Origin of the sequence: Burkholderia sp. Ax-1724 (assembly GCF_011752995.1) — a bacterium.
In the GTDB taxonomy this organism is placed as follows: Bacteria; Pseudomonadota; Gammaproteobacteria; order Burkholderiales; family Burkholderiaceae; genus Paraburkholderia.
Genome location: NZ_VWWL01000024.1, coordinates 77,145 through 91,319, shown reverse-complemented (window position 1 = coordinate 91,319; position 14,175 = coordinate 77,145). Strand labels below are relative to the sequence as shown.

At 59.3% G+C, this 14,175-nt stretch carries 10 protein-coding genes and 2 pseudogenes; 6 read left to right on the top strand and 6 right to left on the bottom strand.

Annotated elements, in window-relative coordinates:
* Positions 1-60: 60 nt before the first annotated feature.
* From proX to F3J19_RS26005, 4 genes are all read right to left on the bottom strand, one after another.
* The gene (proX, locus tag F3J19_RS26020; protein WP_167048195.1) at positions 61-1,143 is read right to left on the bottom strand and encodes a glycine betaine/L-proline ABC transporter substrate-binding protein ProX; all 1,083 of its coding nucleotides are present in this window, start codon (positions 1,141-1,143) and stop codon (positions 61-63) included.
* Positions 1,101-2,375, bottom strand: coding sequence for an aromatic ring-hydroxylating dioxygenase subunit alpha (locus F3J19_RS26015; protein WP_345891070.1), 1,275 nt, complete (start codon positions 2,373-2,375; stop codon positions 1,101-1,103). Before F3J19_RS26015 ends, proX begins: the two co-directional genes overlap by 43 nt.
* A gap of 70 nt (positions 2,376-2,445) precedes the next feature.
* On the bottom strand, positions 2,446-3,249 hold the full coding sequence (locus F3J19_RS26010; RefSeq protein WP_205193246.1) for an ABC transporter permease subunit: 804 nt from the start codon (positions 3,247-3,249) through the stop codon (positions 2,446-2,448).
* A gap of 249 nt (positions 3,250-3,498) precedes the next feature.
* On the bottom strand, positions 3,499-5,553 hold the full coding sequence (locus F3J19_RS26005) for an FAD-dependent oxidoreductase (protein WP_275691494.1): 2,055 nt from the start codon (positions 5,551-5,553) through the stop codon (positions 3,499-3,501).
* A 265-nt stretch (positions 5,554-5,818) separates the two neighbouring features.
* Between F3J19_RS26005 and F3J19_RS26000 the strand changes: the two genes are divergently transcribed.
* Entirely contained in the window at positions 5,819-6,514 is a 696-nt protein-coding gene (locus F3J19_RS26000) for a GntR family transcriptional regulator (protein WP_167048186.1), read from the top strand.
* A gap of 70 nt (positions 6,515-6,584) precedes the next feature.
* Here F3J19_RS26000 and F3J19_RS25995 read toward each other — a convergent pair whose 3' ends face one another.
* Positions 6,585-7,949 carry a cytochrome P450 gene (locus F3J19_RS25995; RefSeq protein WP_345891069.1) on the bottom strand — a complete coding sequence of 455 codons (1,365 nt, stop codon included), beginning with the start codon at positions 7,947-7,949 and terminating at the stop codon, positions 6,585-6,587.
* 184 nt (positions 7,950-8,133) lie between these two features.
* On the opposite strand from F3J19_RS25995, the gene F3J19_RS25990 reads away from it, so the two are divergent.
* Positions 8,134-9,072 carry a helix-turn-helix domain-containing protein gene (locus F3J19_RS25990; RefSeq protein WP_167048180.1) on the top strand — a complete coding sequence of 313 codons (939 nt, stop codon included), beginning with the start codon at positions 8,134-8,136 and terminating at the stop codon, positions 9,070-9,072.
* Between the two features lie 640 nt (positions 9,073-9,712).
* Positions 9,713-10,261 carry a hypothetical protein gene (locus tag F3J19_RS32785; RefSeq protein ID WP_345891068.1) on the top strand — a complete coding sequence of 183 codons (549 nt, stop codon included), beginning with the start codon at positions 9,713-9,715 and terminating at the stop codon, positions 10,259-10,261.
* 82 nt (positions 10,262-10,343) lie between these two features.
* Here F3J19_RS32785 and F3J19_RS25975 read toward each other — a convergent pair.
* Positions 10,344-10,826 (bottom strand): annotated as a pseudogene (locus tag F3J19_RS25975) (IS6 family transposase); the annotation flags it as partial.
* A 227-nt stretch (positions 10,827-11,053) separates the two neighbouring features.
* Between F3J19_RS25975 and F3J19_RS25970 the strand changes: the two are divergent.
* The 3 genes and pseudogenes from F3J19_RS25970 (at position 11,054) to F3J19_RS25960 (ending at position 14,170) form a co-directional block, all read left to right on the top strand.
* A complete protein-coding gene (locus F3J19_RS25970; RefSeq protein WP_205193245.1) occupies positions 11,054-12,526 on the top strand; it encodes a carboxylesterase family protein in 1,473 nt (490 codons plus the stop codon).
* A gap of 291 nt (positions 12,527-12,817) precedes the next feature.
* Positions 12,818-12,928, top strand: a pseudogene (locus F3J19_RS32780) (IS5/IS1182 family transposase); the annotation flags it as partial.
* 480 nt (positions 12,929-13,408) lie between these two features.
* Complete coding sequence (locus F3J19_RS25960) at positions 13,409-14,170, top strand: enoyl-CoA hydratase/isomerase family protein (RefSeq protein WP_167048174.1); 762 nt, start codon at positions 13,409-13,411, stop codon at positions 14,168-14,170.
* The last annotated feature ends 5 nt before the right edge of the window (positions 14,171-14,175 follow it).

Below are 14,175 nucleotides of genomic sequence, written 5' to 3'. Positions count from 1 at the left end.
CTCTCGCATAAAACGCTGATATAAAACGCCGATCAGCGAACAGGTCTTGGGCTTCGAATCTCAGGCATGCGCCGCGGCAATCGATTGCTGAATCCACGAATCGAACAGCTTCTGGTTTTGCGCAATCCAATGCTTCGCATGCCCGCGAATATCCTCGATCTTGTTCTGGCCTTGTTGCATGAGAAGATTCTCGGCACTAATGTCGGCTGCCGGAATCGTCACCAGCTCGAACCACTTCTTCGCGGCGGGATTCTTCTGAACGAATTCCCGATTCGCGAGCACCTTCATTTCGTAGATCGGGAATCCGGTATCCCGGCCGTCCGGCAGGCGGCTATTATTGTTTCCATTGGCGGGGTCGGGCGACGGCACGCTGAGCCAAACCACGTCGCGTCCGGGCTGCAACACGCTGCTGACCCACATCGGCACCCATGTGTAGTACAGAACCGGCTCTCCCGCCTTGTAGCGCGTCATGACGTCGGCCATCAGGGCATCGTAGTTTCCAAACGTGGGAGAGACGGTCGCACCCAGTCCGTAGTATTCGATGTGATGCTGGATAACGCGCGCCGCGCCCCAGCCCGGATTGCCGGCCACCAGCGTTGCCTTGCCGTCGGCGCCAGTGGCGTTGAAGAGCCTGGCCAGTTTCGGGTCCTTCAGCTGACCGAGGTTGTTGATCTGGTATTTATCGGCCGTCTTCCTGTCGATGCAATAGCCGAATACGCAGTTCGTCACCGTTCTACCGATGCGCACGCACGAGGTGTCACCGCCGACTTTCTGGTAATAGGACTCATAGAGCGGCGTCCACTCCTGCGCGCAGAAATCGGCATCGCCCTGCGCGACGGCGACGTGAAAGATCGCCGGGTCCGCCGGCGCGTAGTCTTTCACGGTGTATCCGAGCTGTTGCAGCCCCATCTCGACAATCACGCTCTGGAATCGCGCCGTCGGTGTGGTAAGGCCCGTTGGCCTGACCGTCACGCCGGTCCCCGGCAACTCGGCGGCGAACAGCTTTTGCCCACCCCATGACGAGGCGGTGAGGATTGCACCTTGAATCAGGAACTGTCGACGACCTTTCGAGTGATTCATGTTTGCTCCCGATTGAGTGCTTAAAGCCGGTTCAGTTGAGAAGTAAGCCGCCCGATATACCAACTACAAAACTTTTCGACCTGCCATTCCGATGGCGCATACGGTCCCGGTTCGTAGGCCGGATTGACCGCGCCTTGCTGCGTCAAGCCGACATAAAACTTGTCCTGCTCGTTCGTCGCCTTCCAGACATGAAGCAGATTCTCGAGTTCATAATCGCGCCCCTCGACCGCGTCTTGATGAACGAGCCAGGTCGTGCGAACCAGGGTCTTGCCCTCGTCGATCGGAAGAACCGAAAAGTGAATCGAATGATCCGCCTGCAGGTGATGCCACGAATTGGGTTGAAGATGAAACTGGAGCCGGCCCAGCCGGGCCTCGGTAAAGTCGGCCAGCAGGCGGCGCGAGGCCGCCTTGCCGTCCATCGTCATCGATTCCCCTGGCCCCGTCAGCGGAACCCGCTGAATGCGAAAGGCGGTGGATCGATCGTCGAGATGTTCGACCGGTTCGTACGGCAGCCCGTGCCGGGTCCAGATCTCACGCAATGCGGCGAGCGCGGCGTCGTGTTCGCGAACGGCCTCGCGCCGGCTCGGATTTTCGTCGTCTTCGGTATATCCGAACACGCCGAACGTGGACTGCAATAGTTCGGGATGCCCGAGGCAGTGGTAGCACTCGCGATTGTTCTCCATCGTGAGCTTCCAGTTGCCCTCTTCCACGATATCGAGTTGATAAGCCACCTTGCAGTCGCGCAATCGGTGCGGCTCGACATAGGCACCGACCTCGCGTACGAGATCGTCGAAATCGCCGGGTGGCTCGTCGGCCATGCAAACGAAAATCAGACCGCCCAGACTGCGTATGTGTACGGGCTTGAGGCGGAAACATTCCTTGTCGACATCGCCATGCAGTTCCGCATGGAGAAGATCGCCCGTGGGCGAGTATGTCCACTGGTGATACGGACACACAATGTTCGCGAAGGCGCCCTGCTGCTCGTGCAGGATGCGCGCGCCGCGATGCCGGCATACGTTATGGAAAGCCGTGAGTTCGAGTTCATCCCCTCGGCTTATTACGACCGAATAGGGTCCGAAATCGGCGAGGAAGTAATCGCCGGGTTCGGGAATGGCGGCCTCGACGCCGACAAAAATCCAGTGCCGCCCGAAGATCAGTTGCATGTCCAGGTCGAACACGTCCTGACTCAGATAGAACGGAGCGTCGAGACTGTAGCCTGTGCGGCGTGCTTTGACGAGTTGCGTCAAGTAGTCGGCCTTCTCTTTGAAACGCGGATCATGATTTCGAGTCGACACCTGGGATACTCCTATTGATGGTTCGCGTTTTCGCGGTATTACCGCGAATGCTGGCGATGCGTTGCGGTGCTCAGGTCTGCGCATCGCGCTCGACCAATGATGCCGGCCGCGAATCTCGTGGTTGCGGTACATCCCGATTCCCGCGATGGAAACGCCGGACAATGCGGTTCAACATACCGAGCGGTCCTCTGTCGCACCAACGCTGCATTCCGTGGTCGCGCAACGACATGCCGAGGCCCTGCGAGATGCGGTCGATCGTGATCGCAAGGAGCACGATACCGACACCGCCCGTCGTCGCCGTCGCGACGTCGAGCTGACCGATGCCGCGCAAGACCATCTGCCCGAGCCCGGCGACGGAGATCATTGCCGCCACGACCGCCATCGACAATGCGAGCATCACGGTCTGGTTCACGCCGGCCATGATGGTTGGCCGCGCCAGCGGCAGGCGCACGCGAAAGAGAATCTTGAGCGGGGAGCAACCAAACGCATGTCCGGCCTCGAGCACGTCGGGTCTCACCTGGCGGATGCCGAGGCTCGTCAGCCGGATGATCGGCGAAATCGCGTAGATCACGGTCACCAGTACCCCCGAAACATTGCCGATGCCGAACAGCATCACGACAGGAACCAGATAGACGAACGACGGAATGCTCTGCATGAAGTCGAGCAACACGCGCAGGCAGGCATTGAATCGCGCGCTGAGTCCGGCCACGACACCGACGGGAATGCCGATCATGGCGCAGAGCACGATCGCGGTGAAGACAATGGAAAGCGTATCCATCGCATCGGCCCATGCGCCTATCGCCCCCAAAGCGAAGAGGCAGACGCCGATCACAATTCCTGCCCGTCCGCCAGCGACTTGCCAGCCGACCAGCATCAGCGCACCGATCAGGACGAACGGATGCACGGAACTCAGCTGGTGCTGGATCATGTCGAGCAGAAACTGCACCGGATAACGAATCTCCTGAAATACGGAGCGGAAATTCAACACGAGCCAGGTCACCAGCGCATCCGCCCACTGTCCTAACGGAAGTCTGATGTGCTGAAACGGTCGTGCAATGACGTCGAGCATCGAGACACCTCTTCGATAAAACGTACAGGTGGGTTGCGAGCGCTTGCGCCGCGATCAAAGCGCTCCACACAGTCGCGCAGCGTCGAGGATGGCTGCGTGAATATTCCGGCTTGCGACGGCATCGCCGATCCGGTGCAATTGAAACTTGCCGGCGCCCGTGCCGTTCGGCTGTTGCTTGCCCGCCAGCAGTTCATTCAGGCTGGTCACGCCATCATTCGACGAGTGCTCGCGCAACTCGTGGTAGAGCGAGTCGAATGGCAGCGTTCCGTGTTCGATGATAAATTGCTCGGCCTCGATAACCTGCACATCGCCGGTATAGATATTGAAAAACGATCCTGCGAGACGGCCGCCTGCGTTGGACACTTCGGTCAGCTCGACGTCGAAGACCGGGCTAATGGCATGCTCGTAGAAGCGCTTCTTCCAGATCACCCGCTCGGCATAGGGCAACTCCTGCGCGAGAAAGCCGTCGGAAGAGAAAAAGCGCACCTTGCTTCCGGCGAGCGCGGCCATCTCGGCGACCTGTGCAGCGGGATTGCGCCCTGTTCCGTCATAGATGACGACGTCGGACTTCAACTGAACGTTACCGCTCAGGACGTCCCACACGGAAGTGCAACGATCCGCGCCCGGAATCCACTCCATATCCGGCGTGCCGCCCGTCGCGATGACGACAACATCGGGATCCTCACGAAGTACATCCTCGTCGTCTGCATAGGTATCGAGACGCACGGAGACTTCGAGCCGTTCGAGTTCCTGCGCGCGCCAGTCGACAATGCCGATGAGGTCGCGCCGCCAACCGCTGCGCGAGGCCAGCAATATCTGTCCGCCCAGCTTCGGACCGGCTTCGAAAAGCACGACGCGGTGCCCCCGCGACGCGCTCACGCGCGCCGCTTCCAATCCCGCCGGCCCGCCACCGATAACCACGACTTTTTTCCCCGCTTGCGCAGACCGCTCGATTTGATGAGGCAGCGTCGCTTCTCGCCCGCTCGACGGATTATGAATGCAGGCAGGCCGCAGCGGCGACTGGCACTGCGTCGCGCCAACGCACGGTCGGATCGAGTGCTCGGCGCCCGCTTCCAGCTTGCGCACGATATAAGGATCGGCAATGTGCGCGCGCGTCATGGCTACCATATCGAGCAGGCCGTCCCGAATGGCATGGCGCGCCGTGGCGATGTCGGAAATACGCGCGGCATGGAATACCGGCACGCCGATTTCGCGCTTGAAACTGCCCACTCGTTCGAGCCACGGCGCAATCGGCGAGGCCATGCCCGGCATGTTATGCGTGGTTAGCGCGACGTCGGTGTCCATCCGGCCATAAATGGCGTTGACGAAATCGAGCAGGCCGTCCCGCTCCAGCAGATGTATAGCCGCGAGCGATTCGTCGAACGTCAGCCAGCCGTCGGTCCCTTCGTCCACCGTGTGGCGAATGCCGACGAGAAAATCATCGCCGACGCGGCGGCGAACTTCTTCCAGCACCATGCGTGCGAAGCGGCAGCGATTTTCGAGGGAGCCGCCGAAGGAATCGGTCCTTCGATTGGTCGAGGGCGACATGAATTGACCGATCAGATGGCTGGCGGCCATGACCTCGATGCCGTCGATGCCGCCTTCCTTGCAACGCCATGCCGCATCGCCGAAGTCTTTGACGACGCGATCGATATCGTGCCGATCCATCTCCTTGGGAAAGTTTCGATGTAGCGGCTCGCGCAACGGAGAAGGGCCAATGGTCGGCAGCCAGTTCGATGCCCAGAATTCGCCGCGCCGCCCGAGATGGGTAATCTGGCACATCAAGCGCGTGTCGTGCTGGTGAATACGCGCCGAGAAAGACTGCAGGTGCGCCACGATGGCATCGCTGCCGACATTCAACTGGCGAAAGACGTTCGGTGAATCCGGCGAGACATTGGACGAGCCGCCAAACATCGTCAGCGCCAGTCCGCCTTTGGCTTTCTCTTCGTGATACCGCTGATAACGCTCGACGGGCATGCCGTCGCTTTCCAGACCGCACGCGTGGCTCGTGCTCATGATCCGATTCCGGAACGTCACGCCCTTGATCGCAAACGGCTTCAGAAGCGGATCGTTGGACAGGCCAATCGAATTGACAGTAGCGACTTGCAAGGTAACTCTCCTCTCGGATTGGCCCTGAAGCAGGCGTTTTTCGTATACTGGATATGCAAAATTTCCGTGTCAATCAGGATTGTTGGCGTGGTTTACCCGCAATAAACGGTCATATTTTGTCTTTTTTTAGCCTTATTACCTTTAATAGTCGATTTTGAGACATCAAAATCGTATCCCGTATACGCCACTGACTCGCATCGACTACAATTCTTGAAACGCAGCGATCAACGGCCCCGGATGACGGCCCAGACAAGGGAGACTGAACGTGGAACATCAAGCGCACGCGCAAGATGACATGGAAGAGTTGCTTGAGGAAAAGAGCTTCGCGCCGGTTGAACCGTTGACGCGCATCACGCTCGCCGCCAGCGTGGTCGATCGCATCCGCGAACGGATTCTCTCGGAAGCGATACCGGCTGGCGCCGTGCTGCGGCAAGACGTGATAGCCAATGAAATGGGGGTGAGCCGCATTCCCGTTCGTGAAGCGCTGCGCCACCTCGCCGCCGAAGGGCTCGTGACGCTGCTTCCTCATCATCGGGCATGCGTTTCCGAACTATCGTCCGATGATCTGCGCGACTTGCTCGACTTGCGGCTGTGGATCGAACCGAACCTGATACGGCTGGCAATCGAGCAGTGCAGCGATGCGCAGATACGCAAAATCGGCGCCATCCTGGACGAGTTCCCTTCCATTCCCGATTCAGACATGAGCGGGCTTGCCAACCTGAACTGCCGCTTCCACGTCGCTTTGTGCGAGCCGTCAGGCCGCAAACGCGCGGTCGCGACCGTCGAGCTTCTTTTAAAAAACAGCAGCCGCTATCGCTCGAAGATCGTCTCGGCCGGTGGCCGCGAAAAGGCGCACCAGGATCATCGCGAGATACTCGATATGTACTGGCGACGCGATTCGATCGGCGGCGCGTCGCTGGCGCGAAATCATATTCTGGACTGGTACAAACATTTCCAGTGAAAGGACTCGTGAATCGATGAGCGAGTTGCTCCGCTCAATACGGAGTACTTGCACACGCCGTTCAAGTGGCCTATGCACCGACCGATGCGATTGCCAGATGCATCGGTTGCTCCGGCCGCAGGGTCAGGTTGATTACGGGCCGTGGCGGCGCCGCGCCTTGCGGGACCGATAACGCGAAACGCTGCAGCAACATGGCGGCGATCACCGTCATCTCGCTCATTGCCAGATGCTGCCCCAGGCACACACGCGGCCCCACCCCAAACGGAATATATGCGCCGCGCGGCACTTCCGGCGCGTCGGACGCGAAACGCGCGGGCTGAAACGCTTGAGGATCAGGAAACCAGCGCGGGTCGTGATGCATCAGATGCACGGGGATCATGAACAGCGTTCGCGCGGGGAATGTCCAGTTGCCCAGTTGCACCGCACGCGTGGCACGACGGCTGATGAGCAGCGGCGCGACCGGATAAAGCCTCAGCGTCTCCTTGATCGTTTGCGCCAGATAACCAAGCGCCGGCAGCGTTTCAGCCGTGGGAGCGCGGCCTTGCAATACGCGCTGAACTTCATCGCGCGCGGCGCATTGCGATGCCGGATTCGCGGCCATGCACCATACCCACCACACCAGTGTCGCGGCCGTGGTCTCGTGCCCGGCGAGAAAAATAGTCATGCACTCGTCGCGCACGTTTTGCAGCGACAACGCGGCCCCATCGTCGCCGGATTGCAGGAGACGAGTGAGCAGATCGTCCGGCCACGCATCACGAGGTAAATTCAGACGGCTTTGCAAATGCCGCTCGATCAGCGCCTTCAGACTCTTTAGCGCCTGCCGTTTCCTGCGCTTCCAGGGCATCCAGTCCGGCATGCTTGCCGGCCAGTAGAACTCCGCGTTGGCCGCCGCGCTCGTCACGCGTATGGCCTGCTCGGCCACGCGCACGTCCTCGCCGATGCTGCTCGAGAAGACCATCTGGAGAATCACCTCCATGGTCAGCATCGTGAGCGCGGTTTCTATTGGCCAGTTGGCGTCTTCTCCTGGCCATGTCGAGAATGCCTGCGTCGCGGCCTCGACGATCGTCGGCGAAAAACCTTGTACGGCTTTGGGAGAAAAACTGGGTACCAGCGCATGACGGCGGCTACGCCAGGCCTCTCCCTCGGAAGTCAGCACGCTATGCCCGTGTACCTGCGAAAAGACGCGAATGCCGCGCTCCCAGCGAACCAGCGCATCGTGATGGGACACGAGCAACTCGCGCGCGAGTTGCGGATCGGCCACGACCACATCATGTTCTCGCCAGAGGCGCAGATGCACGATGTCGCCATACTGCTTTTGCCACGTGGCCAAGGCACGCGGCAAATCGCGCGACATGGTGGCCAGCAGACGCAAACCCGTGAGACCGGCCGGTGGACCCGGCGGCCATGCTCCGGGTGAGCCGCCAGTGGACGTCACGGGCGACGGGTTCCGATGCAACGGGCATTGACGCGGAGATGGCGAGTTCATGATGTCGGGAGAGTTAGATAAGCATGGATTCGAACAATACAGTGGCTGTCCGAATCATGGACCTGTCGCCGCGCCAATGCTTGAACGCAAACGACATCGACAGTCTAATTCGGCTTACCTATACTGCGCGGCTATGAACGCAATGCCCTTGCCTATCCTTTCGACGTGTCCCGATCCGCGGGCACGAGCGCCATGGGTTTCGCAGGGCAACCGGCGTCCGCACACGCGCCTTCACCTCGCGCCGCCGGGTCTGCAAGGCGCGGTTATCGCCGTTCTCTGCCGCGACACGCGCGGCTTTGCCTTGAACGACGCGCAACGTCTGACGCATTTCCCCGCCACGCCTACGGTGAACCTGACGTGGTTCCAGGACGTCGAAGCGGGACGTATCGAGCAGACGGATAGCGGCCTTATCTGGCGTCCGTTCAATTCGGCGCTCGTGCTTTCGGGCAGCCATTCATATCCTTCCACGTGCTGGGCGCAAACGAGCGGCCGCGCCGGAATGATCTGCTTCGAGGCGCACGCCGCACAGGCGCTCTTCGACATCGAGCTGTCCGCGATCCAGGACGTGATCGTCGACGCAAAGGCGTTGCTCGGAGACGAGTGGCACGCGCTTTTCGATGAACTGCTGGCTTCGGACAGCGACGAGGCAGCACTTGCCGCACTCCAGCATCACCTCACGACGAGATGGCGCGTCGTCAACCGCGCCAGCCCGATTCTGCCGTCGCTGCGCGAAGCGGGTCGTTACTGGGTCAAGCGGCTTGCCTGGCAAGCTCATGAATGGCGGCGCTCTCATAGCCCACGTCACGTGGAGCGGCGTATCAAGGCGTATAGCGGGCGCTCGTTGCGCGAGTGGCAAGCGCTCGTCAAAACGGAAAGCGTGTTCTTCAATGCGCGTGCGCAATCCGAAGCCGGCCACGCACTGGATTGGGCGGCGATCGCGCACGACGAGGGCTTTGCCGACCAGGCTCATCTCAGCCGCGCCGTAAAACGCAGCACGGGTTTTTCTCCCAGCGAATTCGCCCGGCGATTCAAAGAGGACGAATCGTTCTGGGTGTACCGGTTGTGGGTGTGATCGATGGCGGATAAGTCAGGCGCGCCTTCAAGGCACCAAGCCCTGAGGCTCGTGAAGAATCCATTTTGCAAATGCCTGTAGCAGCACTTCACTCAACGCTATCGGTTAAGGAAGAACCCGGTAGAAATCACGGTGTCGGCTATCAGTCCGGCACCGCTTCGTATCGCGCAACGTCGTTGATGAGCGGCCCGCCCTGCACATAACACCCGCAGGCCCGAACCCACTCAGGATCCCCTCGCAGACCAAATTGAAATCGGTTTCAATTTTTCGATGAATCACTTTTTATCATTTTTCCTTCATTTTTTATCGCAAATACAGACGTTTAGGTATATTCCCTAGTTCGTGACAATTTGTCTCTGAACCTCTTGATCACAAGTTATGAGACCGGTTACATTAACCGCAACGCCACATCTGCACAGGGAGAGACAATGTCCCCGGACATCACTCAGAATCGACAAGCTACGAAGCGCTGGTATCAAGAAATCACCAGCGCGCAGTGACGTGTACTCGTCGCTGCGTGGGGAGACGGGGTCAACGACGCGCTCGACTTTCCCGCCATCACGTTCGTCCTGAAAGACGTCGCGAACACGTTCAATGTCGCCCTCTCCACAGCCTCCCTTCTGCTGCCGCGACCTATGGCGTGCGCTGGATAGGTGGGCTCACGTGCGGCGGCCTGAGCGACAGGATCGGCCGCAAGATCCCGCTGCTAATTACGCTTGCCTGGTTCACCGCCGGTGCGGCAGCCACCGGTCTGTCGTGGAATTTCGTCTCGCTCGCGGTATTTCGCCTGTGGCTCGGCTTCGGCATGGCGCCCGGGTTCTCTCCAGGTAGCGCACAACGTAATGAGCTCTCTCAAGGTGACCGAGTGATGCCTGAACACACTGATGCTTCAACAACAGAGGCAATGGCCACGTTGTCCGAGTATCTGGAAATCGCTCTGGACGGAGATGGCAGTCTTTTTATGGTCCGAGAGCAGTTCGGCACCTTCGCCCTGTATGTCGGCAAAGCTGGCGTCGCGACCGGGACTTTGGTGGCATGCGGTTCGATATCAGGCGCCTTGGGCGAGGCGATTTTAGCGGCGACACAGTCGGGCGCCAACGTCCTGAATGGCCATGGCGTAACGTACAGATTCTTGCGGAGTTTCACGAAGCTGGGAAGTCGAGGCGCGGTCGTGTTGTCAACTTTTTAGGCATTGAGAGAGGTGGTTGCCGTCGGGGTCTCACAGCGGTTGTGGTGCAAATTCGGTGGGCGGGTGAGAAGCCGGCCGTCTCCCGGATATCTTGCTCTATCAGATTGTTCAGGTATTTCGAGGACCGCAATTTCGTTCGTCGGGGCAGTGACTCGTCGGTCTTCATTTCGCGGACGACTCGATGCGATGCCGCGCAGCCGTCCAGGGCAATCGTCGCAGGAGCACGCCCTTGAGTTTTGATCGCCTTCACAAAGAACACCTTGGCTGCAGCCACATCGCGCCTGGTACGGAGGCGGAAATCGATCGTCTTTCCCGCTCGGTCAACTGCGCGGTAAAGATAGGTCCATTTGCCACGGATCCTGACACAGGTTTCGTCAACGCGCCACGACTGACCGGCCGCTACGGCGAACCGATTCCAGCGTTCGATGAACTCCGGCGTGTAGCGCTTCACCCAGCGCATGATCGTCGTGCGGACCAGGGAAAGACCGCGTTCCGCCATCATTTCCGCGAGATCTCGAAAGCTCAGCTTGTAGCGCAAGTACTACCGCACGCAAAGGATGATCACTTCGCGGTCGAAATGACGTCAATTGAACAACCCGTCGATGTCTTTCAGCTTGCTCATCGGCTCGTGATCATCAAAAGGTTGAGGGTAACAGATCAGCGCATCGGAATTGCACCACAGACGCGGCGAGAAGCAAGCCAATACTTTCAAAAGGAGGAGATGTGATGCCTAAAAGGATGATCGCAATATTTGCGTGTGCGATGGCAGTTCAGGCTGCTTCGGGCGCTACCATGGTAAAGATTGACAATGGCGCGTTGCGTGGCGAAACAAATCAGGGAGTATCCGTTTTCAAAGGGATACCCTATGCTGCACCTCCGGTTGGCGAACTGAGGTGGCATTCGCCACGCCCGCCTGCGTCATGGCAGGGGGTGCGTGATGCAACGAAATTTGCGTCTAGTTGCGCGCAACCGCAGCGGAAGCCGTCAGATGCCATTCCCTGGACGGCGGAGTATCTATCTGACCCGCCATTTAGCGAGGACTGCCTTTATCTGAATGTCTGGACACCGAAGTTGAGCGCGCGGGCTAATCTGCCTGTGGTGGTTTGGATCCATGGAGGCGGATTTGCTCAAGGATCGGGCGAAGTCCCTCTTTATCGCGGGGATCAATTGGCCCGTCAAGGCGTGGTTGTCGTCTCGATAAACTATCGCTTAGGACTGTTCGGGTTCCTCGCACATCCTTCTCTTGATGCAGAGAACGATGGCGCGGGCGTTTTTGGATTGATGGATCAGGTCGCAGCACTTCGATGGGTGAAGTCCAACATTACGCGTTTTGGCGGCGATCCATCTCGGGTTACCGTCCAGGGCCAGTCAGCGGGTGCGATCTCCGTGCATCATCTCCTGGCGGCACCGTCTGCGGAGGGTCTCTTTTCAGGAGCTATCGCCGAGAGCAACTCGTGGTCGGACACTGAGTTGGTTCCGAAAGCGAATGCCGACGACTTGGGCTTGAAGCTTGCAGAATTGGCTAATGCTGCCGATGTAAAAGCACTGCGAGAGGTGCCGACCGACAAGTTGGTGGCCTTGCAAACCGACCCTCGATTGGGGAAGGGCGCACGTTTTCAACCTGCAGACGCAGGAGGTATCCCTTTTCGGGAAAAACTTGAGCGTTCTAATGTACCCGTTCTGTTAGGTTCCAATCAAGATGAAGCAAGCGCATTTAGTCCCGCCTGGATGATAGAAACTAAAGAAGCTTATCAGCGATTTCTCGACGAGCGCTATCAATCTCAGGCCAGTCAATTTTCTTTGCTCTATCCTGTCGGCAATGATGCGGATGCATCCGCGAAGGTTCGCGAATTGCTTGCAGATTCGTCAACGGCAGCCGTAGTTGCGTGGTCGGAAGGCCGGTCCGAACATGCTGCACCCGCTTACGGCTACCGATTCGTCCACCCTGAACCCGGACCGCGAGCAGCGCGATTTGGTACATTCCATAGTAGCGAAATCCCTTACGTGTTCGCCACCCTGGATGTTGGAAACCGCCCGTTTACCGACAAGGATCGAACGATCTCGCATGTGATGCAGGCATATTGGGTTAACTTCATCAAAACCGGCAACCCAAACGGTGCGGGCCTGTTGCGCTGGCCACAACTCAACACCGGGAACTTCATGTTGTTTGGCGATCGCCAAACCGTCACCCCGTTGCTGGAACAAGCGCACCGGCAGGCGTTTCGCGCATGGTTGAGGAACGGAGGATCGATCGGGCTCTTCTGAATCCCCCTAGATCCGGCGCGCGCTTACGGACGCGCGCCCCTCCATATCCAACGAAAAGTAATCCCCCGTGCTTACCGCGGACGAATTGAAGCCGTCGCTCACAGCTGCGATGCTTCACCGACCGATAAGCCGTTTGTGACGGGGGAGTGCCCCCTTGCATGCTGAGCGGCGTGGGCGCGGAAATCGCGGACCGCCTGGGCGGCGAAGAGGATTCGGCGACGTGAAACCGGTGGGTCGGCGCGCTGGTTGGAATGCCGTTCTCGTTAGAGCGCGTTAGGCACTTCAGGCATGTTGCAATCGACCTGCGAGAGTGTGCCTCGCGCCGGTTACGACGGCTATAAACGCAAACGCGGCAGCAAAGTCCGCATCGCGGTAGATACATTGGGCCAGTTGCTTGCAGTGCCTAACACGCTCTAACGACACGTTATTTCACGCAAGCGACTTTCGCCGACTGACTTCGCCATGCTCGTCAAGCCACAGTCGCTTTCGATAACGGCCGTGAAATTGATGATCTGCCTCAACCCTTCGCTCACGACTAACGCCGTCGCTGCTCCATTGATCCTCATCACGCCATGCCGCGCGGCCCGAGCGCCTTGGCCGGCTCGCAGCAATACAGGTCTCGCCTAAGCTTCGCACAGCAAGACCAGCGCCAGAATTCCGCCCTCTCCCGCCCGCCACCGGGCAACCGCTGCAAACCGCCATCGCCGCATCAACGCTACGGCAACGAAAACATCACAACACATATCCGCCGAGCCTGGGGTAAACGACCTGGGGTAAACGCCGCGTGAAAACCGGGGTGGATGAGGCCAATTGCTACTTGCATCCTGTTTTTGACCCACCTATATTGCAATACACCCATTAACTATTACTATGTAATAACAAATGAGCGAAGATATCCTGTTGTCCAATCACGGCCGCGTCGCGGTCATTACGCTGAATCGTCCCGACAAGCTGAACGCGTGGACCACGCCGATGCGCAACGCGATCATCGAAGCACTCGAGCGCTTCGACGACGACGACAACGTCGCCGCGATCATCATGACGGGCGCCGGCGATCGCGCGTTCTCGGCGGGGCAGGATCTGTCGGAAGCGCACGATTTCGACGGCGCGCGCGCGGTCGAATGGGTCAAGGAGTGGCAGCGCTACTACGCCGTGCTGCGCGGGCTGAAAAAGCCGCTGGTGATGGCGCTCAACGGCACGGCCGCCGGTTCCGCATTCCAGGTCGCACTGCTGGGCGACATCCGCGTCGGCCATCCGGGCGTGCGGATGGGGCAGCCGGAAATCAACGCGGGAATCGCCAGCACGACGGGCCCCTGGATCATGAACGCGATGCTCGGCATGTCGCGCACCATCGAGCTGACGCTCACGGGCCGTCTGATGGATGCGGAAGAGTGCCGGCACATCGGCCTCATTCATCACCTCGTCGCGCAAGACAAAGTATTCGAAAAGGCGCTGGAGATCGCCACCGAACTCGCCGCCAAACCGCCGGTCGCGATGCGCCTCGACAAGCAGCGCTTCCGCGAAATGACCGAGCCGGGCTTCCAGGACTGCATCGAAGCGGGTATTCGCATTCAGCGCGAGGCTTACGACTCGGGCGAACCCGCCCGCATGATGGAAGAGTTCTTCAGCAAGCGCGCGAAGTAAAGCCA